This window comes from Salinicola tamaricis (assembly GCF_003006155.1).
GTDB classification, from domain to species: domain Bacteria; phylum Pseudomonadota; class Gammaproteobacteria; order Pseudomonadales; family Halomonadaceae; genus Salinicola; species Salinicola tamaricis.
The window spans coordinates 2,288,219-2,312,790 of record NZ_CP023559.1; the positions used below are offsets into that span (position 1 = coordinate 2,288,219).

Sequence of the window (24,572 nt, forward strand, 5' to 3'; positions counted from 1 at the left end):
AGGCCACGTGGTGGGCTCGCGAGCGTCGATTGTACGTCATGAGAGTGGCAGAATCAGGGCTCGTGTCGTCCGCGACCCAAGCCGATCGTCCACTGCCGGAGGGCGGATGCCGTCATCCACGCTCATCACCATCGCGCTGGCCTCAGCCGGCTATCTCAGCGGCTCGCTGCTGGGGGCGATCTGGGTCTGCCGGCTGTGGGGCCTGGGCGACCCGCGCCGGGCCGGCTCCGGCAACCCCGGCTTCTCCAACGTGCTGCGCGCGTTTGGCTGGCGCCCGGCGCTGGCGACACTGGTGATCGACGCAGGCAAGGGCATGCCGGTGCTGTGGCTGGCTGGCAGCGCGTCGCTGTCGGTGTGGGCGCAAGGGCTGGTGGGGCTGGGCGTGCTGCTGGGGCACAGCTGCCCGGTCTGGCATCGCGGCCGCGGCGGCAAGGCGGTGGCCAGCGCCTTCGGCGTGCTGCTGATGCTGGCTACCCCGGTGGCGCTGATCTGCGCCGGCTGCTGGTTCCTGCTCGCCTGGCGGGTGCGTACCGCGGCGGTAGCCTCGCTGGCCACGGCGCTGATCGCACCGCTGCTGAGCTACTGGCTGGTGCCGCCGATGAGCGGGGTGATCTGCGTCTTCTCGACCCTGGTGCTCATCCGCCACGCCTTCAATATACGGACCTGGCGTGAGCGCCGACGCGAGACCGTCGCGCCGGCGCTGGCCGACCCGCTCGACGAGGAGGACGCGCTCGAAGATCGGCGTGACGTCCGCTCGGGACGCCAGCGGGCCGGCGGCGACTAGCCGGGCCCTGCGGCGACGCGGGGAATCAGGGCTGCGGCGGGGTCAGCTCGGCCAGCGGCCAGCGCGGCCGCGGCTGGGGGGTATCGCTGCGCTGCCCGGCGAGCAGGCGCTGGGCGCCGGCGTAGGCGATCATCGCGCCGTTGTCGGTGCAGAAGCGCCCACGCGGGTAATAGGCGCGGGCGCCGCGCTTGGCCAGCGCCGCATCCAGGGTTGCGCGCAGCCGGCGGTTGGCACTGACCCCACCGGCCACCACCAGGCGCTGGCGTCCGCTCGCCTCGAGCGCGCGGCGGCACTTGATCACCAGGGTATCGACCACCGCATCCTCGAAGGCGCGGGCGACATCGGCGCGTGCCTGGGCATCCAGCGCCGCTTGCTGCTCCAAGGTGCGCAGCGCGGTCAGGGTGTGGGTCTTGAGACCGGAGAAGCTGAAATCGAGCCCCGGGCGGTCGGTCATCGGGCGCGGGAAGCGGAAACGGCTGCTGTCACCCTGCTCGGCCAGGGCCGCCACCTGGGGGCCGCCGGGGTAGGGTAGCTCGAGCATCTTGGCGACCTTGTCGAAGGCTTCGCCGGCGGCGTCGTCGACCGACTCGCCGAGCAGGCGGTAGTCGCCCAGCCCGCGCACATCGACCAGCTGGGTATGGCCGCCGGAGACCAGCAGCGCCACGAACGGAAAGTCCGGCGCCTCCGGCTCCAACATCGGCGCCAGCAGGTGCCCCTCCATATGGTGCACGCCGAGGATCGGCACCGCGAGCGCCCGGGCCATGCCGTGGGCGGTGCAGGCGCCAACCATCAGTGCACCGACCAGCCCCGGGCCGGCGGTATAGGCGATGGCGTCGATGTCGCCCTTGGTCAGGCCGGCGTCTGCCAGTACCTGATCGATCAGTGGCAACAGCTTGCGGGTGTGGTCGCGGGAGGCGAGCTCCGGCACCACGCCGCCGAACTCCGCGTGCAGCGCGACCTGGCTGTAGAGCGCATCCGCCAGCAGACCCTGCTCGCTGTCGTAGAGGGCCACGCCGGTTTCGTCACAGGAGGTTTCGATGCCCAGCACGCGCATGGTCGAGGGTTCCGTCGCTAATCAAAAGGGGGATGCCAAGGCGCGCTATTCTACGCGCTGGCGGTGGGCTTTGCATGGTCCCGCGAGCGTGTCAGCGCAGCCACACGGGTATCCGCACGTGGCCGGGCGTGGAGCCACAGGCGTAGAGAGAGGTGGGGCGGCAGCCACTCGAGCCGCCCGGCGTCGGTCTGGAAAAGTCATTTGCAAAGCGTGAAGACGGACACTAGAATACGCTGCTCTGCAGGACTGGGTCGTGCGCTCTAACGCCCCTTGAACGGTCTCCAAACCGGTTTTTCTGGTAGGAAATTGTGCAAGAGGCGGATCCGGGATTGCGACGCGGCACACCCTCAGGGTGAGCCGTAGCGCCGTCTGAATCCCCTCGGATCATCATGGGCGTGCGTTCAAACCGAACTCAATTCCCAAGGTAGGTGAGTGCTTAATGCCTTCTGTCAAAGTACGTGATAACGAGCCGTTCGACGTCGCGCTGCGTCGCTTCAAACGTTCCTGCGAAAAAGCAGGGATCCTGTCTGAAGTCCGCCGTCGCGAAACTTACGAAAAGCCCACTTCCGTGCGCAAGCGTAAAGCTGCCGCGGCCGTGAAGCGTCACGCCAAGAAGCTCCAGCGTGAGCGTAAGCGCTTCGAACGCTTGTATTGATCCGTACTGGGGGTGATGCAAGTCACTCCAGAGGGATAGCCCAAACGGCCGCCGTCTCGGTGGCCGTTTGTTTTTGTTCCTCGCCCCCGGAGGGTGTTTACCCAGCCGGCGGGCCCGGCCGCGAGATGCGGCTCGTGCGCCGTCACTGGGTAAGCCCTCTCTCCTCGACTGTCCCATTCTCGAGACAGTGGCCGTCGGCGCCAGGCGCCCGCGGCCGGCGCAACGAGAGCGTTTGACGTCATGGCCGGACAGATTTCACAGCGCTTCATCGATGACCTGTTGGCGCGAACCGATATCGTCGACGTCGTTTCCGAGCGCGTGCAGCTCAAGAAGAGCGGGCGCAACCACAGCGGTCTCTGCCCCTTTCATCAGGAGAACTCGCCCTCCTTCACGGTCAGCCATGACAAGCAGTTCTATCACTGCTTCGGCTGCGGTGCGCACGGTAATGCCCTGCGTTTTCTGATGGAGTTCGACAACCTGCGCTTCCCCGAAGCGGTGGAGCAGCTGGCCGGCCGCGCCGGTATGCAGGTGGAGCGCGAGGGCGGGGAAGACCCGGGTGCGGCCAAGCGCCAGCAGAAGCGCGAGGAGGGCGTCAATCTGCTCGAACTCGCGTCACGCTTCTTCCGCGAGCGGCTGGCGCTGGGGCAGGGCAAGACGGCGCGCGCCTATCTCGAGCGGCGCGGCTTGAGCCAGGAGGTGATCCGCGACTTCGGCATCGGCTACGCCGAGGACGAATGGGAGGCGCTCAAGCGCTATCTGAGCGCCCAGGGCATCAGCGAGGCGGTGCAGGTCGAGTACGGGCTGCTGGTCCATCGCGAGGAGACCGGGCGCACCTATGACCGTTTCCGCGATCGGGTGATGTTCCCGATTCGTGACTGGAAGGGGCGCACCATCGCCTTCGGCGGGCGTGTGCTGGGCGACGCCAAGCCCAAGTATCTCAACTCGCCGGAGACGCCGGTCTTCCACAAGGGGCGTGAACTCTACGGGCTCTTCGAAGCGCGCCAGGCCAATCGCCAGCTCTCCCGGGTGCTGGTGGTCGAGGGCTACATGGACGTGGTGGCGCTGGCCCAGTTCGGTATTCGCAACGCTTGCGCCACCCTGGGTACCGCGCTCACTACGGACCACCTGCAGCGGCTGTTCCGACTGGTCGATGAGGTGGTGTTCTGCTTCGACGGCGACAATGCCGGGCGTCAGGCGGCGCGACGCTCGTTGACCACGGCCCTGCCGTCGATGATCGACGGCCGCCAGGTACGCTTTCTGTTCCTGCCCGAGGGCGAGGACCCGGATACCCTGGTACGCCAGGAGGGGCGCGAGGCATTCGAGAATCGAGTCACCTGCGCCAGTCCGCTGTCCGAGTTTTTGTTCGAGCAGGCCGCCGAAGGGCACGATCTCAAGCAGGTCGAGGGGCGCGAGCGTTTCGTCACCGCCGTGCTGGAGGCGCTGAAGCGGCTGCCAGAAGGGGTGTTGAAGTCGCTGCTGCTCAAGGAACTCTCGTCGCGTAGCGGCATCGAAACCTCGCAGTTCAGTGACTGGTTCGCGACCCATGCCCCGCCCGCGCCGCGGCCGACGGCGGAGGTCGGAGACGACGGCTTCGAAGCGATGATGGCGATCTCCGGCGAGGTCGAGTCGGGATCGGCGCCGATAGCCGAGCATGGCGATGGACCCGGGTATGGGGAGAGCCGCGCCGGCACCCGGCGCGGACTGACGGCAGCGCGTGGCGGAACTGCTACGCTGTCCCTGAGCTGGCCGGCGCGTATCGTGCAACTGCTGCTGCACGAGCCAGGGTTGGCCGAGACGCTGCCGGAGCGCCTCGACTGGTGCCCCGAGGCAGAGCCCGATGGACGCCTGTGCCGCGAGGTGGTCAAGCTGCTGCGGGCCGGGCGCTACCGCAGCCCGCAGGTGCTGCTGGCCCACTTTCACGGTACGCCCGAGGGCGAGCGGCTGGACCAGCTGGCGCGGCGCGAGATGGCGATTCCACGCGAGGTCAGGGCCAGCGAGCTGGCCAGCTGGGTGCGCCATCTCGAGCGCCAGAGCGAGCGCCTGACGCCGGCCCAGGAGTACCAGCAGCTGCTGACGAAGAGTCGCCAACCCGGCGCACTGAGCGCCGAGGAGAAGCAGCGCCTGCGCGAGCTGATCGGCATGCTCGCCACTGGCGGCTCGGCATGACTATAAATCGAGAGAGACAGGTCGATATAGCAGGCAGGTCGCGCCCCCGGGCCGCAACCGAAAGTACAAATGACACAGATAATACGACAGGGAAGCGTGAAGAACCGCGACAGGAGCGTCGAAGCGGTTGAAATGGCGGCGAAAGCCTCCAGATAGGGTAACCAAACACACTAGCACACCTGGCAGACAAGGCAAACAGATACTGGCAGCAAAATGCCGGTACGCGCTATACTAGCAGGCTTTTGGGGCGTCTCGCTGTCACCCCAGGTGCTTCATTCTTCTTCGTCGAGTAGGGTTTCTATGGCTGGACACGCACAGCAGTCACGTTTGAAGGAGCTGATCGCACGCGGCAAGGAGCAGGGCTTCCTGACCTATGCCGAGGTCAACGATCACCTCCCCGAAGATATCGCCGATCCCGATCAGGTGGAAGACATCATCTCCATGATCAATGACATGGGGATTAACGTCGTCGAGGAAGCGCCTGACGAAGATACCCTCATGATGTCCGACAACTCCACCGACGAGTCGGCGGCGGAGGAAGCGGTCGCGGCCCTGGCCGCGGTGGAGAGCGATGTCGGACGGACCACCGACCCGGTGCGCATGTACATGCGTGAGATGGGGACGGTGGAACTGCTGACGCGGGAAGGCGAGATCGAGATCGCCAAGCGCATCGAGGAGGGCCTGCGCGAGGTGATGTCGTCGCTGGCCTATCTGCCGGGCGCGGTCGACTCCATCCTTGCCGCCTACGATCAGACCCAGGACGAGGAGGCCCCGGGCCGCCTCTCCGATCTCTTCTCCGGCTTCATCGACCCCGATGAGGGCATCCCCGGCGTCGCTGAGGTCGAGATGCCGGAAGTGGAAGAGAGCAGCCTCGCCGCGGGTGACGACGACGACGAGGATGACGAAGACAAAGAAGACGAAGAAGACAGCGACGACAACTCCAGCGAAGGCGGCCCCGATCCCGAAGAGGCGCGTGTACGCTTCGAGCAGATCCGCCAGCAGAACGAATCGGCCAAGGCGGCGGTAGCCGAGCACGGCTTCGACGCCGATGCGGCTAAGGCCGAGCTTGCGCGTCTGGCCGAGCTGTTCTCGCCGATCAAGCTCTCGCCCAAGCACTTCGAGCGCCTGGTAGGCCAGGTGCGCATCAGCGTCGAGCAGGTGCGCGAGCAGGAAAAGGCGATCATGCAGGTGTTCGTCAAGCAGGGTAAGGTGCCGCGCAAGACGTTCATCGGCGCCTTCCTCGGCAACGAAGCCCATGACGCCTGGTTCGACGAGTTCGTGGCCAAGCACGCCAAGTACGCCGATCGGCTCACGCCGTTCCGTGGTGACGTCCAGCGTGCCCAGCGCAAGATCGGCTTCGAGGAGGAGATGGTTCAGCTCCAGGTGAGCCAGCTCAAGGAAGTCAATCGCCGTCTCTCGATCGGCGAGGCCAAGGCGCGTCGGGCCAAGAAGGAAATGGTCGAGGCCAACCTGCGTCTGGTCATCTCGATCGCCAAGAAGTACACCAACCGCGGCCTGCAGTTCCTGGATTTGATCCAGGAGGGCAACATCGGTCTGATGAAGGCGGTGGACAAGTTCGAATACCGCCGCGGCTACAAGTTCTCGACCTACGCCACCTGGTGGATTCGCCAGGCGATCACCCGCTCGATCGCCGACCAGGCGCGCACCATCCGTATCCCGGTGCACATGATCGAGACGATCAACAAGCTCAACCGGGTCTCGCGCCAGATGTTGCAGGAGATGGGCCGCGAGCCGACGCCGGAAGAGCTGGGCGAGCGTCTGGAAATGCCGGAAGACAAGGTGCGCAAGGTGCTCAAGATCGCCAAGGAGCCGATCTCCATGGAGACGCCGATCGGCGACGACGAGGACTCGCACCTGGGTGACTTCATCGAGGACAGCACCATGGTGCTGCCGATCGACTCCGCCACCGGCGAGGGCCTGATCGAAGCCACTCGCAACGTGCTCGGCGGCCTCACCGCGCGCGAGGCCAAGGTGCTGCGCATGCGCTTCGGTATCGACATGAATACCGACCACACGCTGGAAGAGGTCGGCAAGCAGTTCGACGTCACCCGTGAGCGTATTCGCCAGATCGAAGCCAAGGCGCTGCGCAAGCTGCGTCATCCGTCGCGCTCCGAGCCGCTGCGCTCGTTCCTCGACGAGTAATACCCGGGCTGCGTGCCCCCTCGACGACCCCGGCAGCTCAGCGCTGCCGGGGTTTTTTCGTTGGCGCGGCGTACTCTCATTCCCACGCCCCACGCCCCACGCCCCACGCCCCACGCCCCACGCCCCACGCCCCACGCCCCACGCCCCGCGGACAGAGGATAGGGGGCTCGGACTCCCACACGAGCCGCATGAAAAAGCCGCTGCGCGGGGCAGCGGCAAACGATCGGGCAGTGGGGCATTCGCCCCGGAACCGGCGGTGTTCAGAAGTCGTAGCGCACCAGCAGGTCGGTCTCGTCGTGGCCGGTATCGCCGTTATCGGCCCGGCGCGAGTCGTCGAACTTGCGCTCCACTGCGAGGATCAGATTGTCGTCGAACAGCAGCCAGGCCGCGCCGGCGAGATAGAAGGCGCTGCGCGCGTCGGAGTCGCGATCCTCGAGGCGGTTGAAGCCGGTATAGAGCTGCACCGTGCCGGGGACCTGCTGTTTGACGTTGTAGAGCGCCACGCCCTCGTAGCCGCGGGCCTCGTCGACGATGCCGTCGCTGTTGGCGACACCCTTGAAGGCCTTGTCGCGAACCAGGTTGTGGTATTCGCCGGCGGTCAGCGCGAAGTACCAGTTACCCGGGGTCCAGCGTGCCGCGAGCAGGCCGGCGTCGACGTTCTCGTCGCGGTCGCTGCCGCCTTGGAGTTCGCCGTCGATCTCGCTGTGGGTGTAGGTCAGACCGAACGCCCAGTCGTCGCTCGGCTGATAGACCGCGGCACCCTGGGCGGTGTACTTGCGCTCGAGGTCGACCAGATTGCCGCTGTAGCCCACCGAGCGGGGTACGTCGTTGCGCGAGGTCTGGTAGAGCACCCCCAGGGTCCAGTCGCCAAAGCGATTCTGATAGGAGATGGCGTTGTCGGGGCGGCCGTTACCGTCGAAGCCGCCGTCGCTGGAGGCGCCGTTGAAGCTGCCCTGGGCGGTGGCGCCGTTGTACCAGAACCAGTCGGTCCAGTAGGCGACCATGTTGTACCACAGCGAATACTGCTTACCGATCAGGATGGTGCCATAGTCATCGTTACTGACACCGGCGTAGAGCAGGCGCTTGTAGTGGTTGTCGGTGCCATCCTCGAAGAAGGGGTCGAAGGCCCACTCGGCGCGGGCGATCGACGACCAGCCGTCGGCGAAGTTGTGTTCGTGGATCAGGCGTACGCGGGAGCCGGCATTGGTCGGGTCATGGTCGTCGTGGGTATCGTCGACGAAGCTGCTGCCGGCGGCAATACGCCCGCTGAAGGTGAGCTTGTCCTGCGCGGTCTCGTAGAGCGTCAGAGCGAAGGCCGTTTGGCTGGCCAGCAGCGTGCCGGTAGCGAGAAGACTCGCCATGAGGGTCTTGTTGTACATGGTGAAGCGTTACCTATTTATTGTTGAAGGAAAAAGGGGTTCCCAAGTGAGCCAGGGAATTACCGGAGCCGGAGATCAGGGCGCCTCGGTGGCCTGGCTGTCGAGGAACTCTTCGAGCGATAGCTGGCGGTCACCGTCGCGGTCGGCGGTGCCGAAGGCGCCCATCAGGTCGGCGTCCGAGCGTGCCTCGCTCGGGTCGATGACGCCGTCACCGTTCTTGTCGAGCTGATGGAATTGCGCGACCAGCGCCGGCGGCGCGCTGCCCTCCAGCTTGGCGCGCTCGAAGCTGCCGGCGCCGTCGCCGAACGGCAGCGTGTTCTGGCAGCCCGCCAGTGCCACCAGGATGGCGGCGCTCAAAAAACCTTGTGTCGTGGTCATGGATGTCTCCCTTGAAGGAGTGGATGAAGGGGTAAAACCCCGTTTTTCGCGCCGCAGTTGTCCGTGGCGCCTGCCACAGGGCAAGCGCGGCCAAAGTCGTTGTTGGGTGTCTGGGACCAATTAGATCCGGTGCGAACCGTCGTTTATTGTCAGCGTGTCTCTCCCGGGTCGAACGGCGGCGCCTATCCGATGGCGCCGCCGCTCACGCTCAGCGTCATCTCAGGCCGCGTCGTCGTCGAGGAAGGCGGCCTTGATCAGCGCCTGGGTATAGGCCTCGCGGGGGGCAGAGAAGAGCTGCTCCGTCGGGCCCTGCTCGATCACTTGCCCCTCCTTCATCACCAGCACGTCGTCGGAGATCGCGCGCACCACCGAAAGGTCGTGGCTGATGAACAGGTAGGTGAGGCCGTACTTCTGCTGCAGATTGCGCAGCAGGTCGATCACCCGCACCTGCACCGAGCGATCCAGCGCCGAGGTCGGCTCGTCGAGCAGCAGCAGTTCCGGCTTGTGAGGATCAGCGCGCGGGCGATGGCGATGCGCTGGCGCTGGCCGCCGGAGAACTCGTGGGGGTATCGGTTGCGCATCCCCGGGTCGAGGGCGACCTCTTCGAGGGCGGCGATCACTTCGGCCTCGCGCTGGCGGCGGTTCATCTCCGGGTGGTGCACCTTGAGCCCTTCGCTGATGATGTCGCCGACGGTCATGCGCGGCGACAGCGAGCCGAACGGGTCCTGGAAGACCACCTGGAGGCGCGAGCGCAGCGGGCGCATGCCGGACTTGTCCAGCGCCGAGAGGTCAGTTTCCCCGAGGCGGATATCGCCCTCGGACTTGAGCAGGCGCAGCAGCGCCCGGCCCAGGGTCGACTTGCCCGAGCCGGACTCGCCGACGATACCCAACGTCTCGCCGCGGCGGATGCTGAGGTCGATGCCACGCACCGCTTCGAAGTAGTCGCTCTTGCCGAACAGACGCTTCTTGAGCGCGAAGCGCACCTTGACGTCGCGTGCGCTCAGCAGCACCGGCGAATCTGCCGGGGCGGGCGTCTTGCGCCCGCGCGGGATCGCGTCGAGCAGCATACGCGTGTAGTCGTGGCTCGGGGCGTCGAACACCGTCTGGGTGGCGCCGCTCTCGACCACTTCGCCGTAGCGCATCACGCACACCTTGTCGGCGAAGTGGCGCACGATGCTCAGATCGTGGGTGATGAACAGAATCGCCATGCCGTACTTGGCCTGCAGCGACTTGAGCAGGTCCAGGATCTGCGCCTGAACCGTCACGTCGAGTGCCGTGGTCGGCTCGTCGGCGATCAGCAGACGCGGTTCGCAGGCCAGCGCCATGGCGATCATCACCCGCTGGCGCTGGCCGCCGGAGAGCTCGTAGGGGTAGCTGTCGATACGCCGCGCTCGGGCTCGGGGATGCCGACCTGTTCGAGCAGATCGAGCACGCGGCGGCGCTTGGCGCTGCCGTGCAGGCCCTTGTGCTTGGTCAGCACCTCGCCGATCTGGCGCCCGACCCGGTGCAGCGGGTTGAGCGAGGTCATCGGCTCCTGAAAGATCATCGAGATGTCGTTGCCGCGAATGCGGCGCATGCGCCTGGGCGTGACCGCGAGCAGGTCTTCGCCGTCGAAGCGGATCGCGCCCTGGGTCTGGGCCAGCTCCGGCAGCAGGCGCAGAGTGGCGGTCGAGGTGACCGACTTGCCCGAGCCCGATTCGCCCACCAGCGCCAGGGTCTCGCCCTCGGCGATGCGCAAGCTGACCTCCTTGACCGCCGTCACCGCGCCGGTGGGGAGCTGGAAGGTCACGCTGAGCTTGTCGATTTCCAGTAGCGAACTCATGCCGTGTCTCTCAGTGGGTTGATCGTCGACACATCGGCGAGCGAAGGCCAGCCGCGGCGAACAGACGTGAAGGTGCGGAGTTGATGGGTATTCAATGAGCAGCCTGAACGGCTGTTCAACGTTTGGATTCCGAGCACGGGCTGGTCGAGCGCAGGCATGTGTCCTCCTCAGCGGGTCTTGGGATCGAGGGCGTCACGCAGCCCATCGCCCAGGAAGTTGAGACAGAACAGCGTGGCCGCGAGGAAGAACGACGGCACCAGCAGCATCCAGGGTGCGCTCTCCATCATGTCGACGCCTTCGGAGATCAGTACCCCCCAGCTGGTCAGCGGCTCCTGCACGCCGAGCCCCAGAAACGACAGGAAGCTCTCGAGCAGGATCACCTTGGGCACGGTCAGGGTGACGTAGACGATCACCGGTCCGATGGCGTTGGGGATCAGATGTCGAGTGACGATCTTGCTGTCGCGCACGCCCAGGGCGTGGGCCGCCTCGATGAACTCGCGGCGCTTCAGGGCCAGAGTCTGGCCGCGCACGATACGCGCCATGTCGAGCCACTCCACCGCGCCGATGGCGGCGTAGATCAGGAAGATATTGCGCCCGAACACCACCATCAGCAGGATCACCAGGAACATGAACGGCAGCGAGTACATGATGTCGACGAAGCGCATCATCAGGCTATCGACCCGCCCGCCGAGATAGCCGGAGATGGCGCCGTAGAGGACCCCGATCACCAAGCTGACGAACGAGGCCACCAGCGCCACCGAGAGCGAGACTCGGCCGCCGTAGAGCACCCGGGTCAAGAGATCGCGGCCGTTGGCGTCGGTGCCCAGGTAGTGGGCATTTTCCAGCGTCGGGCCGGTGCCGAAGGCGTTCCAGTCGACCTCGGCCAGGCCCCAGGGCAGAAACCAGGGACCGGCGACGCACACCACCACGATGGCGATCAGCAGACCCAGGCTGGCCATCGCCGCGCGGTTCTGGGTCAGCCGGCGCCAGGCATCCTTGGCCAGGCTTTCGCCCACTGGTGCGTCCGCGGCGCGCGGGTCAGGCGTGGGGTCCGGTCCCGGCGGCGGATTGGGGCCGCCGGCGGGCAGCGGGGCGGCGTTGTCGCGTGCGCCGCTATAGGGCTTGGCGTCGGATGTCATTGGCGGCCTCCCTGTGGTTGTCGTGATGGGATGGGCGTGAAGGAGCTGTCGTGAAGTACAGGGTCATGGCTCAGTCGTCGTAACGAATTTGCGGGTCGAGCGCGGAATAGAGCAGATCGACGATCAGGTTCATCAGTACGATCAGCACGCCGTAGAAGACCACGGTGCCCATCACCAGGGTGTAGTCGCGATTGAGCGCCCCCTGCACGAAATAGCGACCGATGCCGGGGATGCCGAAGATCTGCTCGATCACCACCGAGCCGGTGATGATCCCGGCGATCGCCGGGCCGAGGTAGGAGACCACCGGCAGCATCGCCGGGCGGATGGCGTGACGCCAGATCACTTCGCGTTCGGAGAGCCCCTTGGCGCGGGCGGTGCGGATGAAGTGGCTGCCCAGGGTCTCGATCATGCTGGCGCGCATCATGCGCGCGATGTAGGCGATCTGCTGGATCGACAGCGCCACCACCGGCAGCACCAGGTTGGGGCCAGGCGCCGCCGTTCCAGCCGCCGGCAGGCAGCCACGCCAGCAGCACGCCGAAGACTAGGGCGAAGATCGGCGCGATGACGAAATTGGGCACCGCAATGCCGGTCAGCGCCGTGCCCATGACCAGATAGTCGACGGTGGAGTTGCGCCTGATCGCCGCGGCGATCCCCAGCGGCAGGCCGATCATCAAGGCCAGCAGGATCGCCAGCCCGCCGATCTCCAGGCTCACCGGGAAGCCCTGCATGATCAGCTCGGTGACGCTGAAGTCCTTGTACTTGAACGAGGGCCCGAAATCGCCTTTGGAGCAGATTGCCCATGTAGCGCAAATACTGCATCGGCAGCGGCTCGTCGAGATGGTAGGCCGCCTTGAGGTTGGCCTCGATCTCCGGCGGCAGCTGGCGCTCGCCGTCGAACGGCCCGCCCGGGGCCACCCGCATCAGGAAGAACGAGATGGTGATCACGATCAGCAGCGTGGGGATCGCCATCAGCAGCCGCTTGAGGGTGTAGCTCAACATGCCGGGGCACCTCGCGGCGCGCATGGCGGGGTCTGGGCATCGATCATCAGTCGCGCTCCTCGAGATAACGCAGCGGGTGGACGTCCATCGGGTTGCTCTGCCAGCCGCCGAGCCTAGGCGAGACCAGATGCACGGAAACGTAGTCGTAGAGCGGCAGCAGGGCGTAGTCATCGAGCAGCCGCTGCTGCGCCTGGGTCAGGGTGCGCTGGCGCGTCGCCGGGTCGAGCTCGCCGGTGCTTCTGGCCACCAGGGCGTCATACTCGGCGTCGTGATAGCCGCTGGCGCGGCTGGCTGAGCCGTTGTCGGCGTAGGAGCCGAGGAAATCGAACGGGTCGTTGATCGTCGCCACCATGCCGTAGCGGGCGACCTCGAACTTGCCCTGGCGAATGGTGGCGTAGTGCACCGCGGCCTCCGAGTTGACCAGCGCGACCTCGACCCCCAGCGGCTTCCACATCGCCGCCACCGCTACCGCGATCTTCTTGTGATCCTCGAGGGTGTTGTAGTTGAGCGTCAGCCGCAGCGGATGATCGGGGCCGTAGCCGGCCGCTTTCATCAGCTGCCGGGCGCGGGTCAGGCGGGCTTCCATCGGCATGTCGGCGAAGGCCATCTGGCCGCTCGGCGCGTTGGCGGTGCCGCGCGGCACGAACCAGGTCGAGGGCGTCTGCCCCTGGCCCAGGATCTGGCCGGTGATCACCTTGCGGCGCACTGCCAGGTTGAGTGCTTCGCGCACGCGACGGTCGGCCAGCGGCTGGCCGTCGTGCAGGTTGAACATGTAGAAGTACTCCGCCGTCAGCGGGCCCACACGCAGCGCGTCCGCCAGATTCTGCTTGGCCCAGGCGAAGCGCGACGATGGCACGCTGGAGTAGGCGATATCCATCTCGCCGGTGCGGAAACGGTTGAGCGCCGAGCCGGCGTCGTCGATCGGGTAGAAGGTGGCCTGATCCAGGGCGACGTTCTGGGCAGCATGGAAGTGCGGGTTCTTGGCGATCACGATGCGCGCCTGGGGCTGCCATTCGCTCAGGGTGAAGGCGCCGCTGGAGACCGTCTTGCCCGGCTCGACCCAGTGCTCGCCGGCGGCCTCGATGGCGTGTGCCGGCAGTGGCGCCGCTTCGGTCATCGCCAGCGCTTGCAGGAACCAGGCGGTGGGCTGGGTCAGGTGGATCTTCAGCGTGTGGGCATCCGGCGTCTCCACGCCCAGGCTTGCCGGGTCCGCCTCGCCGGCGTTGATCGCCCGCGCGCCGACGATGGGGTAGTAGAGGTTGGCGTTATGATTGGCGATGGCCGGTTCGAGCACCCGACGCAGGGCGAACGCCGCGTCCTCGGCGGTGATCGGTTCGCCATCGGACCATTCGGCATCGCGCAGGTGAAAGGTGTAGGTCTTGCCGTCGGCGCTGATCTCCCAGCGCTCGGCGCCCCGGTACCAGACTGCCGTCGGCGGCATAGGTGACCAGCCCCTCGAACAGCGCGCGGGTGATGCGCGTCTCCCAGGTGCCGTTGGTCTTCTGCGGGTCGAGGGTGCCTGGCTCGGCGTTGTTGGCGATATTGACGCTGAAGGCCTGGGCCGAGCTGGCCAGGGCGCCGAGCGCGAGTCCGCCGAGGGCGGCAATGAGTTGTCGTGAAAGCATCGTCTTGGCGTTCTTGTTGGGCCGCCGCGCGGATCATCGCTCTCCGGCGGCGGGGTGAATGTCAGTCGTCGCGGGAAAGCCAGCGCGACAGATGGCGATTGAGCGCGTTGTCCTGCCAGCCCGACAGGTTGGGGGCGACCAGGTTGCGCGAGACGTCGACGTAGATCGGCGCCATGGCGTAGTCGCCCAGGGCCTGGCGCTCGGCCTGTTCGAGCAGCTGCTGGCGGGCATCGGCGTCGATCTCCTGGCTGGCCGCGCGCATCAGCGCGTCGAACGCCGGGCTGCGATAGCCGCCGTAGTTCTTGGGCGCATCGCTCTGCAGGATGCCGAGGAAGTTGCTGGCGTCGTCGAAGTCGGCGACCCAACTGGCACGGCCCACGTCGAAGTTGCCGTTGGCAAGCTCGGCATAGTGGACCGCGCCCTCGGCGTTGATCAGCTGCGTCTTCACCCCCAGCGGCTGCCACATCGCCGCCAGTGCTACGGCGATGCGCTTGTTGGCCTCGGTGGTGGAGTAGCGCAGGGTCAGTTCGAGCGGGTGATCCGGGCCGTAGCCGGCGTCTTCGAGCAGGCTCCTGGCCTGAGCGATCCGCTCATCTCTCGGCCTGTCCAGGCCGGGCATGCGCTGGGCGTCGTAGTGGGCGACGCCGCCGGGAACGAAGCCGCTGGCCGGGGCGACCACGCCACCCATGATCTGCTGGGCGATCACGTCGCGGCGGATGGCCAGATTGAGCGCCTCGCGCACACGCTTGTCGGCCGTCGGATGGCCATCGCGCTGGTTGAGCGCGAAGTAGTAGTTGGCGAGTTGCGGCGCCAGATGGACGGCGTCGGGCAGGTTGTCTTGCAGCCACTGATAGCGATCCGGCGAGAAGTCACGGACGATATCCAGGCCCCCGGCGCGGAAGCGCTGCAGCGCGGCGCTGCGATCCTCCACCGGGTAGTAGTCGACGCCATCGAGGGTGACTTCGGCGGCAGCATGGAACTCGGGGTTCTTGCGTGCCGCGATATGGTCGTGGGAGACCCACGATGTGGGGGTGAAGGCGCCGTTGGTGACGATGTGGTCCATCTGGGTCCAGGCATCGCCGTAGCGCTCGACCACGTGGGCCGGCACCGGTGAGGCGGCGATATGCGCCAGCAGCGTGGTGAAGTAGGGCGTAGGGCGCTCGAGGGTGATCTGAAGCGTCTTGGCGTCGACCGCGACGACGCCCAGCGGTGGTGCGTCGGTGGCGCCCTTGGTGCGCGCTTCGGCGCCGCGGATGGGGTAGAACAGATTGGCGTAGACGGCACCGTTGGCCGGGTCGAACAGGCGCTGGAAGGCAAGCACGAAGTCCGCCGCCACCACCGGCTGGCCGTCCGACCAGTCGGCATCGTCACGCAGGTGAAAGGTGTAGGTCTTGCCGTCGTCGCTGACTTCCCAGCTGCGGGCGACGCCGGGGACATAGTGACCGGCCGGGTCGAGGGTGACCAGCCCCTCGAACAGATCGCCCAGCACGTCGTTCTCCCAGGTGGTACCGCCGATGCGCGCGCTGTCCAGCGAGGCGGGCTCACCCTGGATGCCGATGGCCAGTGTCGCTGCCGCGACCGGGGCGGAGAGCGACAGTGCCCCCAGCAGCAGCGGGAGGCAGCGGGCCGTGAAACGGCGTGTGCGTGAATCGAACATGATCGAGTCCTTGTGTTGTTATGCGAGGCGCAGCGTTCGCGGCTGCACCGCCCGGGCGCGTGGTATGGACGCCTTACCCGTCTCGATCCTATGTCATCCCGGAGAGGCCGGCACTCGATAGCGCTGGGGCTCTCTATCGATACAGCGCTGAGGGCTCTCTGTAACAGCGCTGAAGGCTCTCTATCGATACAGCGCTGAGGGCTCTCTGTAACAGCGCTGAAGGCTCTCTATCGATATAGCGCTGAGAGCTCTCTATCGATATAGCGCTGAGAGCTCTCTATCGATATAGCGCTGAGGGCTCTCTATACATACATCGCTGAGGGCTCTCCGGGGTCTGCTTGCGGCGGCTTACTCAGTCGAGGTGGCGGCGTACCGCACACAACTGCTCGGCATAGTGGCTGCCGCTGAGCCGGCGGCGCTCGACGCGGGCGTTGTTGGTCGGCGCGTGTAGCAGGGTGTCGTCACCCAGATAGAGCCCCACGTGGTCGACCACCGGGCGCCCGCTGGCATCCGGCTTCTCGAAGTAGAGCAGGTCGCCGGCGCGGCGTGCCTCCAGAGCCACCCGCGTGCCGCTGGCGAGCTGATCGCCGGCGTCCCGCGGCAGCGCGATCCCGACCGCCGCGAATAAGCTATGCACCAGCCCCGAGCAGTCATAGCCGAAGCTCGAATTGCCGCCCACAGATAGCGCAGCCCCTCGAAGCGTTGGCCCAGCCGGGCCAGGGTGGCGGCATCCGCGGGCTGCGGGGTCTCCGCCAGCCGTACGCTGTCGCGCGGCAGCCAGCCACGGCCCAGCGGTGACATCACCTCGACCCGTGTCGCCGTCACGGTCAGCCGACGCAGCCGGGTCATAAAGCTCAGTGCCAGCCGGTCGGCCTCGGGCCGGCCGCGTTGCGGGGATGTCATCACCAGCTCGGTGCACGGCGCCGTGACTACCACCTCACCCTCGATTTCACCCTCGCCCTCGTCGACGTTCTCGCGAGCTGCGCTGCCGGCAGCCAGCCGGGGTAGCCGCGCGGATCGAGGGTGCTCGCTTGGCTCGGCACCACCACCCGGCACCACTCACGGCCGGCGGCGTCGATGGTGCGTTCGAGCACCGTCACTGGGGTATCGAACAGCACCTGGCTGACCAGCAATTTGTCGCGGCACAGCGCCAGGCGGGTGTCGTCATCGAGTGCCGCCAGCCAGCGCTCGAGCTGGACCGGCGCCGCCAGCGCCGAGTCATCGATGGGGCGGACGGCCTGCGGTGAGCGCCACAGGCCGGCGACGGAGACGGCGATACGCGGCATGCTCGGTTCCCCCGGTGCGGCGCGCGTGCGCTCAGTCCTTGAAGCTCACCCAGCGTGACGGATGGTCGTCCTCGACATTGTCCTCCCAGCCCTGAAGCTTAGGATTGACCAGATTGCGGGTGACGTAGATGAGCAGGGGTACCAGTGCGTAATCGTTCAGCGCCAGATCTTCGGCCTGCTCGAGCAGCTTTTCGCGCGCATCCAGATCCAGGGTCTGCGCTGCCTGATCCATGAGCTTGTCGTAGGCGGGGTTGGAGTAGGCGCCGTAGTTGTTACCCACCCCGGTATGCAGCAGGGTGAGAAAGTTCTCGGCGTCGTTGTAGTCGGCGATCCAGCCTGCCCGGGCGACATCGAAATCCCCCTGGGCAATCGTTTGGTAGTGGACCGTGGCTTCGGAGTTGATCATCTGTACGTCGACGCCGAGCGGTTTCCACATCGCCGCCACGGCAATGGCGATCTTCTTGTGCTCGTCGCTGGTGTTGTAGCGCAGGCGCAGCGTCAGCGGATGGTCGGGGCCATAGCCGGCCTCCTCGAGCAGCGCCTTGGCCTTGGCCATGCGTGCGTTCATATCGTCGCTGCCCAGATCCATATGTTGGGCCTGGTAATGGTTGGTGCCCGGTGGCACCAGCCCGGTTGATGCCTTGAACGAGCCCGCCATGATCTGCTGCGAGATGACGTTACGTCGGATCGCCAGATTGAGCGCTTCGCGGACCCGCTTGTCGGTTGTCGGATGTCCGTCGCGATGATTGAGCACGTAGTAGTAGGAGCCGAGCATCGGGCTCATGTGCGTGGCGTCGGGCAGGTTCTCCTTGAGCCATTGATAGCGACTGGGGGATAGTCCCAGCACGTCCAGTTCGCCGGCGCGGAAACGCGAGATACCGGCGTTTCGATCCTCGGTGGTGTAGTAGTTGACCCCGTCCAGCGCGACCTCGTCGGCGTCATAGTAGGTCGGGCTCTTCTCGACGCTGATGCGAGACTGCGACACCCACTGCACCGGATGAAAGGCACCATTGGTGGCAATGTGGTCCAGCTTGACCCAGTCGCGGCCGTACTTGTCGACCAGATGCTTGGGCACCGGATAGGCGGTGTAGTGGGTCAGCAGCTGCAGAAATAGGGCGTCGGGTGATTGAGGGTCACCTCGAGGGTCTTGCCGTTATCCAGCGATTTGGGCGCCCAGGCTCTCGGCCGGCTGCTTGCCGGTGTTGATCGCCTCGGCGTTGGCGATCGGATAGAGCATGTAGGCGTACTTGGAGGCGTTCTTGGGCGCCAGCAGGTGCTGCCAGCCGAACACGAAATCCTCGGCGGTGACCGGCTCGCCGTCCGACCACTTGGCGTTGTCGCGCAGATGGAAGGTATAGGTCTTGCCGTCGTCGGAGACCTCCCAGCGCGTCGCCATACCCGTAGCAGCTCGCCTGTCGGTGATTGCACGACCAGGCCTTCGAAGACATCCATCAGTACCTGGGATTCCCACACCCCGCCTGACACTTGAGAGGTGTCGAAGGAGGCGAGTTCGCCCTGAACGCCGATATTGAGCGTCTCGGGCCTGGACCGGGCCGGCGAGGCTGCCGATGGCGAGCGCAAGGGCACTGACGGCATAGAGGCCGCGGGGAAGAGCGGGGAAGGGCATCGTCGATGTCTCCGAATGTGTTTGTTGTTGTGGCGCGCCCCGTAGACTTCTCGAACAGTGCCCGGCAAGCGGCCGATGCCACACCATCGCGTGATCGGCGTGGCGCGTCTAATTCAAATGCTCGATGACGTATTTCATCTCATGCATAGCAGGCCGGACGGCATGCAGCGAGCGCTGCGGCGTGGGCTTTAGAGAGCGCTGCGGTGCGCGGGAATGCAGCGCCGGGCGTAGTCAGGTCACGACGTGGGGCTGATCATCGCTGCTTCATCGCTCTGTACGGCATCGATGCACACACGATCGCGTCCCTGGCGCTTGGCGCGGTAGAGAGCGCGGTCGGCGTTGACGATGGTCGCGGACAGCGTATCTCCGCCCGGCGCCGCCTCGGCGATACCAATCGACAACGTCACCGGAATATCGTGACCGGCGGTGTGCACCGGCGTGCGTATCACCGCGTCGCGCAGACGCTCGGCGGTCGTCTGCGCCGCGGCGGCGTCCGTTGCGGGCAGCAGTACCAGAAACTCTTCGCCGCCCCAGCGCACCGCCACGTCCCCGTCGCGCACGGCCCCTTGCAGGCGCGCGGCGACCGCCACGATCACGGCATCGCCGACCTCGTGGCCATAGGTATCGTTGATGCGCTTGAAGTGGTCGATATCCGCAAGCAATACGCTGATCCGAACCTCCTCAGCACCCGCCTTGCGCGCTACCTCCAGCCGGTCCAGCGCGCGCTGGGCGCCGTGGCGGTTGGCCAGCCCGGTGAGCTGGTCGGTTTCGGCCTGCTGGCGCAGGGCGCGGTTGGCGCGTTCGCCGGCCATGGCGATATAGCCGAAGTAGACCAGAATACTGGCGACCCGGTCGACGGCGAACGAGGGGTAGTTGACCGCCTCCAGCGTGGGCAGCGTGAGGTCCAGCACCAGTGCCACGCCGGTGCCGACCAATGCCACGGCGTAGGCGGTGAATGCCAGGGCCACGACGATCGGCGAGAACAGCCGCTCCGAGGCGGGTCTGATGATCTCGAATACCGTCAGGCAGGCCGGTAGCGTACAGACCAGTGCGATGACCAGGCGGCGATAGTTCAGCGCTACCTGACACAGGTCGAGCACGGCGAACAGCAACAGCGGAAGCGCCAACATGGCACCCAGCAGGCGCGGGTCGATGCACCGCCGATAGAACAGCCGGATGCCGCTCCAGGAGCAGACCAGGCTGAGAATGAAGAGAAAATAGGTGATCAGGCTGAGCGCCAGGCCGGCGTCGCCGCTGGCCGGGAACTGGGTCATCAGCGCCGCCCCCAGCGAGGAGCCGATCAGTGCCGCCAGCCAATGCCACAGGAAGCGCTCGCGAGGCTGGCTCAATACGACGGTCAAGAACACCAGCAGGAAGGCGACGCGGCTCAGCGTCGCCGTGAGCAGGGCATCGTCGGTCATATGCATGGTGTCGCCTTCCTTCCTGGGTTGCGCCGGCTCGGGCGTTTCAGAAGCGGTAGCCGAGTCCGGCGCCGAGCGTCCAGATGTTGGCCCGCAGCTCGCTGCTGAAGCCGTCGCCTTCGAAACGATAGGTGGGCACCTTCAGGAAGTGCAGGCTGGCACTGATGAACCAGTCACCACTCACATGATAGTCGGCACCGGCCACCAGCAGGGGGCCGGTGACCGGCTCGACCGAAAAGTCGGGAATGCCGGCCGCGGGTTCGACGACGTTCTTGGGCATGGTATAGGCCGGCGCCGAGGTAGGGCGTCAGCGCCCCCCAGGGGGAAAAGTGATACTGCAGTGAGAGTGTTCCGCTGTAGCTATCGACGCGGCCGACGTCGAAGTCGCCGATCAGTGAATCGCGTATCCGGTAGTGTGTGCGCGAGATGCCGCCGGTGAACTGGAGCGCCCAGCGCTCGTTCAGAAAGTAGCTGAGGTCGGCGCCCGGCTGGACGTAAGAGGCAATCTCGACCTCGCCGCCGATGGTCGAGATCGTCGAGTGAACCTGGGTGGCATGACTGCCGAGTACCAGACCGCGCAGCAGCCAGTCGCCTTGGCCCAGGGCGCCGGCCTGAGCCGAACCGATGGGCGTCAGCGTCACGAGCGCCAGCAGGAGCCGTCGGCACCAGGCGGAAAGGTTGCGGTTGGGGGGAAACGGGTAGCGTGACGCGGCTTGGTGACGGCTGGCGCAAGGTGCCGCATGAAGCTCTCCCGGGGCGATTCGAAGGTCGGTGCCGGTCACGCCGGCACCGCCGCGTCCTGCCGCCACTCGCTCCCTTTATCGGCGGCGGCACGGCGCGCTTGAGCCGAGGGCGAACGTCAATCCGGCTTGTGCACCCAGCGCGAAGCGTGCATGTCGAGGGCGTTGTCGTCCCAGCCGGTGAGTGTCGGTGCGACCAGATTGCGCGAGCTGTAGGTGTAGATCGGCGTCAGCGGATAGTCGGCAAGCCCCAGCGCTTCGGCCTGTTGCATCAGCTTGGCGCGCTTGGCCGGGTCCTGTTCGCCATCCGACTCGCTCAGTAGCCGGTCGTAGCGCGCGTCGTGATAGGCACCGTAGTTGTTGGTCTCGGCAGAGAGCAGCTGGAGGAAGTTCTGGGCGTCGTCGTAGCTCGAGATCCAGGCCGCGCGGGCGACCTGGAAGTCTCCCTGCATCAGGTCGGCATAGTGGATGTTGGCCTCGGTGTTACGCAGTTCGACATCGACTCCCAGCGGTTTCCACATGGCGGCCACGGCCACCGCGATCTGGCGGTGCTCGTCGCCGCTGTTGAAGCGCAGGGTCAGCTTCAGCGGCTTGTTCGGGCCGTAGCCGGCCTCTTGCATCAGCGCCTTGGCCTTGGCCAGGCGGGTATCGATGGGGTCGTCGAGCCCTGGCTGCGACTGCGCCTGATAATCGCTGGTCCCCGGTGGCACCAGCGAGGTGGCCGCGGTGACCGCGCCCTTGAGCAGCTGCTCGGCGATCACGTCGCGGCGGATCGCCAGGCTCAGCGCTTCGCGTACCCGCTTGTCGGCCACCGGCGAGCCGTCGCGCAGGTTGTAGACGTAGTAGTAGGTGCCCAGCGACGGAAAGCGGTGGGTCGCCCTGGGGCGTCTTGGAAAGGCGCGGATACTGCGCCGCGGGTAGTCGCGCAGGATATCCAGCTCGCCGGCGCGGAAGCGCTGGATGCCGGCCACCTTGTCCTCCAGCGGGTAGTAGTCGACGCCATCCAGGCTGACGCTGTCGGCATCATGGAAGTGATCGTTCTTGACCGTTTCCAGCTCGGTGTTGGAGACCCATTTGACCGGCTTGAAGGCGCCGTTGACCGCGATATGCGAGGATCGCTCCAGTCGTCGCCGTACTTGGCGTAGAGATGCTGGGGAATCGGGTAGGCGAACGGCAGTACCAGGGTCTTGAGGAAGTAGACCGTGGGCTCGTTGAGGGTGATCCGAAGCGTCTTGCCGTCGTCGAGGGAAGTGACGCCGAGCGTCTCGAGCGGCTTCTTGCCGGCGTTGATTGCCTGGGCGTTGACCACCGGGTAGAGGCGGTGGGCGTAGTTGGAGGCGGTCTTGGGGTCGACCTGATGGCGATAGGCGAAGACGAAGTCGTCGGCGGTCAACGGCTGCCCGTCGGACCACTCGAGCCCGTCGCGAGATGAAAGGTGTAGGTCCTGCCGTCGTCGGAGATCTCCCAGCTCTCTGCCGCGCCGGGGATGATATGGCCCTCGGCGTCGATCGCGATCGGTCCCTCGAACAGATCGCGCAGCACGTCCTCTTCCCACACGCCGCCGGTGATCTTGGCCGGACTGAGCGAGGCGGGGTCACCCGAAATCCCCATGTGCAGCGTGGCAGCGGGCAGCGAGAGCGAGGTCAGGCCGGCGGCCAGACCGATGGCGAGGGCGAGCGGATGAGAGCGCATCGGCAAGGATTCCTTGTAGCTGTTGTGGGTCATGACGATGTGTCGTTGGTCATGGCGATAGGGTGGCGACTATCCGGTAACGGCATCCGGGTAAGCACGGGTGGCCGTCGACGGTAGCAGGGCCTTCACGGCCGGGGGTAAATGAATAATAGTGAAACCGTTATAACTATCTACTGCACGCCGCCGCCATCGACCTAAGAGCTCATTTCCAAGCCCTCTGACGAGGGGCGCCGGGGGCAGGGCATAGCGAGGGTCCTTTGCCAGGGATGGCAAAGGTAGCGCCCAGGGAGGGGGTTACAGCGCCCTCGCGACGCCCTGTCGCCGGATAAGCCCACGTCGTTTAGCGGTTGTGAAAGGCGGTCCAAGGCTGCGGCCACGCCCCTGTCTGTCGCTCTGCGCCTGCGTCTCGGCCCGGGATGACGCTCTGCCGGCGTTTGGCTACAATAGTCGACCTTTTGGCGCAGCCCGGCGCCGGGTGCCGCCCCCGCGGTTGGCGCGGCCTGGCGGGCGCCCACGCTCATGATGGCAGGAGTCCCATGCAAGAGATCAATCCGATCAACAACCTCATCAAGGACCTGTCCGAACGGACAGACGTCCTGAGGGGGTATCTTTGACTATGCCGAGAAGAAAGATCGGCTAGAAGAAGTCTCGCGCGAGCTGGAGAACCCCGAGGTCTGGAACGACCCCGACTACGCCCAGAAACTGGGCAAGGAGCGGGCGTCGCTGGAAGCCGTGGTCGAGACCATCGATACCCTGGACAGCGGCCTGGCCGACAACCGCGAGCTGCTCGAGCTGGCGGTGATGGAAGAGGACGATGCCACCGTCGATGAGGTGCGCAAGGAGCTTGTCTACCTCGAGGGGCAGTTGGACAAGCTGGAGTTCCGGCGCATGTTCGCCGGGGAGATGGACGAGAACAACGCCTATCTCGACATTCAGGCCGGCTCCGGTGGCACCGAGGCCCAGGACTGGGCCAACATGCTGCTGCGCATGTATCTGCGCTGGGCCGAGCACCACGGCTTCAAGGCGGAGCTGACCGAAGTCTCCGCCGGTGAGGTCGCGGGCATCAAGTCGGCCACCGTGCATGTGCAGGGCGATTACGCCTTCGGCTGGCTGCGTACCGAGACCGGCGTGCACCGGCTGGTGCGCAAGAGTCCGTTCGACTCCGGCGGGCGCCGGCACACCTCGTTCGCCTCGGTGTTTCTCTCCCCGAGGTCGATGACAACTTCGAGGTGGAGATCAACCCGTCCGACCTGCGCGTCGACACCTATCGCTCCTCCGGGGCCGGCGGTCAGCACGTCAACACCACCGACTCGGCGGTGCGTATCACCCACGAGCCCACCGGTATCGTGGTGGCGTGCCAGAGCCAGCGTAGCCAGCACGCCAACCGCGACTTCGCCATGAAACAGCTCAAGGCGAAGCTGTGGGAGCACGAGATGCAGAACGCAATGCCGCCAAGCAGCAGGCCGAGGACAGCAAGGCCGACATCGGCTGGGGCAGCCAGATCCGCTCCTATGTGCTCGATGACCAGCGGATCAAGGATCTGCGCACCGGGGTACAGACGAGCAATTGCGAGAAGGTGCTCGATGGGGAGTTGGATCAGTTCATCATCGAGGCGAGCCTGAAACAGGGGCTCTGATTCGGGCCGACTGCGCTTGCCAATACGGCGTTGAAACTCGACTCGCCATGCTCATTGACACCCTAGTCAACTCCGCGGGCTCGTCGAGTTTCGCCTTGTCTTGGCATCGCTCGTAGCGGCCCCTAAAGCGCTTGGCGATCATTGCCAAACCCTCGGACGATGGGCGCCGGTGCCAGGGCAAGGCGCGCAGCAGTGAGCCGGCCGTTTCACGGATTCGACGGCGTTATCGATTCGACGACTTCATAGATACGAATTTCCACAGGCGACGACATGGCGAACCAGGAAAACCCGCAATCTCCCTCCGCTGCACCGAGCGACGTGCAGGAAGAAAATCGGCTGATCGCGGAGC

At 66.0% G+C, this 24,572-nt stretch carries 17 protein-coding genes and 5 pseudogenes; 5 read left to right on the forward strand and 17 right to left on the reverse strand.

Annotated elements, in window-relative coordinates; all coding sequences use genetic code 11:
* Window positions 1-106 precede the first annotated feature (106 nt).
* Window positions 107-784 carry a glycerol-3-phosphate acyltransferase gene (locus tag CN538_RS10530; protein WP_106419391.1) on the forward strand — a complete coding sequence of 226 codons (678 nt, stop codon included), beginning with the start codon at window positions 107-109 and terminating at the stop codon, window positions 782-784.
* 25 nt (window positions 785-809) lie between these two features.
* Here the strand turns inward: CN538_RS10530 and tsaD are convergent, their stop codons facing one another.
* A complete protein-coding gene (gene tsaD / locus CN538_RS10535) occupies window positions 810-1,838 on the reverse strand; it encodes a tRNA (adenosine(37)-N6)-threonylcarbamoyltransferase complex transferase subunit TsaD (RefSeq protein WP_106419392.1) in 1,029 nt (342 codons plus the stop codon).
* Window positions 1,839-2,277: 439 nt separating this feature from the next.
* On the opposite strand from tsaD, the gene rpsU reads away from it, so the two are divergent.
* From rpsU to rpoD, 3 genes are all read left to right on the forward strand, one after another.
* The gene (gene rpsU / locus CN538_RS10540) at window positions 2,278-2,493 is read left to right on the forward strand and encodes a 30S ribosomal protein S21 (RefSeq protein ID WP_081919436.1); all 216 of its coding nucleotides are present in this window, start codon (window positions 2,278-2,280) and stop codon (window positions 2,491-2,493) included.
* A gap of 240 nt (window positions 2,494-2,733) precedes the next feature.
* Window positions 2,734-4,659, forward strand: coding sequence for a DNA primase (gene dnaG, locus CN538_RS10545; RefSeq protein WP_106419393.1), 1,926 nt, complete (start codon window positions 2,734-2,736; stop codon window positions 4,657-4,659).
* Window positions 4,660-4,959: 300 nt separating this feature from the next.
* On the forward strand, window positions 4,960-6,822 hold the full coding sequence (gene rpoD / locus CN538_RS10550; RefSeq protein WP_106419394.1) for an RNA polymerase sigma factor RpoD: 1,863 nt from the start codon (window positions 4,960-4,962) through the stop codon (window positions 6,820-6,822).
* Between the two features lie 260 nt (window positions 6,823-7,082).
* On the opposite strand, the gene CN538_RS10555 is transcribed toward rpoD, so the two are convergent.
* From CN538_RS10555 to CN538_RS22770, 16 genes and pseudogenes are all read right to left on the reverse strand, one after another.
* Window positions 7,083-8,183, reverse strand: a complete 1,101-nt coding sequence (locus CN538_RS10555) for a porin (RefSeq protein WP_242494982.1) — start codon at window positions 8,181-8,183, stop codon at window positions 7,083-7,085.
* Window positions 8,184-8,276: 93 nt separating this feature from the next.
* The gene (locus tag CN538_RS10560) at window positions 8,277-8,579 is read right to left on the reverse strand and encodes a hypothetical protein (protein WP_106419396.1); all 303 of its coding nucleotides are present in this window, start codon (window positions 8,577-8,579) and stop codon (window positions 8,277-8,279) included.
* A gap of 219 nt (window positions 8,580-8,798) precedes the next feature.
* Window positions 8,799-10,401, reverse strand: a pseudogene (locus tag CN538_RS10565) (ABC transporter ATP-binding protein).
* A complete protein-coding gene (locus CN538_RS20375) occupies window positions 10,398-10,559 on the reverse strand; it encodes a hypothetical protein (protein ID WP_164999575.1) in 162 nt (53 codons plus the stop codon). Before CN538_RS20375 ends, CN538_RS10565 begins: the two are co-directional and overlap by 4 nt.
* A gap of 9 nt (window positions 10,560-10,568) precedes the next feature.
* On the reverse strand, window positions 10,569-11,540 hold the full coding sequence (locus CN538_RS10570; RefSeq protein WP_106419397.1) for an ABC transporter permease subunit: 972 nt from the start codon (window positions 11,538-11,540) through the stop codon (window positions 10,569-10,571).
* 70 nt (window positions 11,541-11,610) lie between these two features.
* Window positions 11,611-12,539, reverse strand: a pseudogene (oppB, locus tag CN538_RS10575) (oligopeptide ABC transporter permease OppB).
* Between the two features lie 46 nt (window positions 12,540-12,585).
* Entirely contained in the window at window positions 12,586-13,980 is a 1,395-nt protein-coding gene (locus CN538_RS10580; protein ID WP_242494984.1) for a peptide ABC transporter substrate-binding protein, read from the reverse strand.
* A gap of 245 nt (window positions 13,981-14,225) precedes the next feature.
* Window positions 14,226-15,821, reverse strand: coding sequence for a peptide ABC transporter substrate-binding protein (locus tag CN538_RS10585; protein ID WP_106419398.1), 1,596 nt, complete (start codon window positions 15,819-15,821; stop codon window positions 14,226-14,228).
* Window positions 15,822-16,173: 352 nt separating this feature from the next.
* Window positions 16,174-16,500, reverse strand: a complete 327-nt coding sequence (locus CN538_RS20380) for a C40 family peptidase (protein ID WP_164999576.1) — start codon at window positions 16,498-16,500, stop codon at window positions 16,174-16,176.
* A gap of 250 nt (window positions 16,501-16,750) precedes the next feature.
* Window positions 16,751-17,107 carry a hypothetical protein gene (locus CN538_RS10595; protein ID WP_106419400.1) on the reverse strand — a complete coding sequence of 119 codons (357 nt, stop codon included), beginning with the start codon at window positions 17,105-17,107 and terminating at the stop codon, window positions 16,751-16,753.
* Between the two features lie 31 nt (window positions 17,108-17,138).
* Window positions 17,139-18,821: pseudogene (locus tag CN538_RS10600) on the reverse strand (peptide ABC transporter substrate-binding protein).
* Between the two features lie 149 nt (window positions 18,822-18,970).
* Window positions 18,971-20,161, reverse strand: a complete 1,191-nt coding sequence (locus tag CN538_RS10605; protein ID WP_106419401.1) for a GGDEF domain-containing protein — start codon at window positions 20,159-20,161, stop codon at window positions 18,971-18,973.
* Window positions 20,162-20,201: 40 nt separating this feature from the next.
* A complete protein-coding gene (locus CN538_RS19915) occupies window positions 20,202-20,435 on the reverse strand; it encodes a hypothetical protein (RefSeq protein WP_129591350.1) in 234 nt (77 codons plus the stop codon).
* The gene (locus CN538_RS26270) at window positions 20,329-20,964 is read right to left on the reverse strand and encodes an OmpW/AlkL family protein (RefSeq protein WP_106419402.1); all 636 of its coding nucleotides are present in this window, start codon (window positions 20,962-20,964) and stop codon (window positions 20,329-20,331) included. Before CN538_RS26270 ends, CN538_RS19915 begins: the two co-directional genes overlap by 107 nt.
* 50 nt (window positions 20,965-21,014) lie before the next feature.
* Window positions 21,015-22,288: pseudogene (locus CN538_RS10615) on the reverse strand (peptide ABC transporter substrate-binding protein).
* Window positions 22,285-22,620: a hypothetical protein gene (locus CN538_RS22770; RefSeq protein ID WP_242494986.1), complete on the reverse strand. Its 336-nt coding sequence runs from the start codon at window positions 22,618-22,620 to the stop codon at window positions 22,285-22,287. The pseudogene CN538_RS10615 and the gene CN538_RS22770 overlap by 4 nt, the downstream one beginning before the upstream one ends.
* Before the next feature lie 503 nt (window positions 22,621-23,123).
* Between CN538_RS22770 and prfB the strand changes: the two are divergent.
* Window positions 23,124-24,223, forward strand: a pseudogene (gene prfB, locus CN538_RS10620) (peptide chain release factor 2).
* Window positions 24,224-24,572 lie beyond the last annotated feature (349 nt).

What these genes read in the sequence shown, in the direction of transcription:
- CN538_RS10530 (WP_106419391.1), top strand. Translation starts at nt 107, where the DNA reads ATGCCGTCATCCACGCTCATCACCATCGCGCTGGCCTCAGCCGGCTAT.
- tsaD (WP_106419392.1), bottom strand. Translation starts at nt 1,838, where the DNA reads ATGCGCGTGCTGGGCATCGAAACCTCCTGTGACGAAACCGGCGTGGCC.
- rpsU (WP_081919436.1), top strand. Translation starts at nt 2,278, where the DNA reads ATGCCTTCTGTCAAAGTACGTGATAACGAGCCGTTCGACGTCGCGCTG.
- dnaG (WP_106419393.1), top strand. Translation starts at nt 2,734, where the DNA reads ATGGCCGGACAGATTTCACAGCGCTTCATCGATGACCTGTTGGCGCGA.
- rpoD (WP_106419394.1), top strand. Translation starts at nt 4,960, where the DNA reads ATGGCTGGACACGCACAGCAGTCACGTTTGAAGGAGCTGATCGCACGC.
- CN538_RS10555 (WP_242494982.1), bottom strand. Translation starts at nt 8,183, where the DNA reads ATGGCGAGTCTTCTCGCTACCGGCACGCTGCTGGCCAGCCAAACGGCC.
- CN538_RS10560 (WP_106419396.1), bottom strand. Translation starts at nt 8,579, where the DNA reads ATGACCACGACACAAGGTTTTTTGAGCGCCGCCATCCTGGTGGCACTG.
- CN538_RS20375 (WP_164999575.1), bottom strand. Translation starts at nt 10,559, where the DNA reads ATGCCTGCGCTCGACCAGCCCGTGCTCGGAATCCAAACGTTGAACAGC.
- CN538_RS10570 (WP_106419397.1), bottom strand. Translation starts at nt 11,540, where the DNA reads ATGACATCCGACGCCAAGCCCTATAGCGGCGCACGCGACAACGCCGCC.
- CN538_RS10580 (WP_242494984.1), bottom strand. Translation starts at nt 13,980, where the DNA reads ATGCCGCCGACGGCAGTCTGGTACCGGGGCGCCGAGCGCTGGGAGATC.
- CN538_RS10585 (WP_106419398.1), bottom strand. Translation starts at nt 15,821, where the DNA reads ATGTTCGATTCACGCACACGCCGTTTCACGGCCCGCTGCCTCCCGCTG.
- CN538_RS10595 (WP_106419400.1), bottom strand. Translation starts at nt 17,107, where the DNA reads ATGCCGCGTATCGCCGTCTCCGTCGCCGGCCTGTGGCGCTCACCGCAG.
- CN538_RS10605 (WP_106419401.1), bottom strand. Translation starts at nt 20,161, where the DNA reads ATGCATATGACCGACGATGCCCTGCTCACGGCGACGCTGAGCCGCGTC.
- CN538_RS19915 (WP_129591350.1), bottom strand. Translation starts at nt 20,435, where the DNA reads ATGCCCAAGAACGTCGTCGAACCCGCGGCCGGCATTCCCGACTTTTCG.
- CN538_RS22770 (WP_242494986.1), bottom strand. Translation starts at nt 22,620, where the DNA reads ATGACCCACAACAGCTACAAGGAATCCTTGCCGATGCGCTCTCATCCG.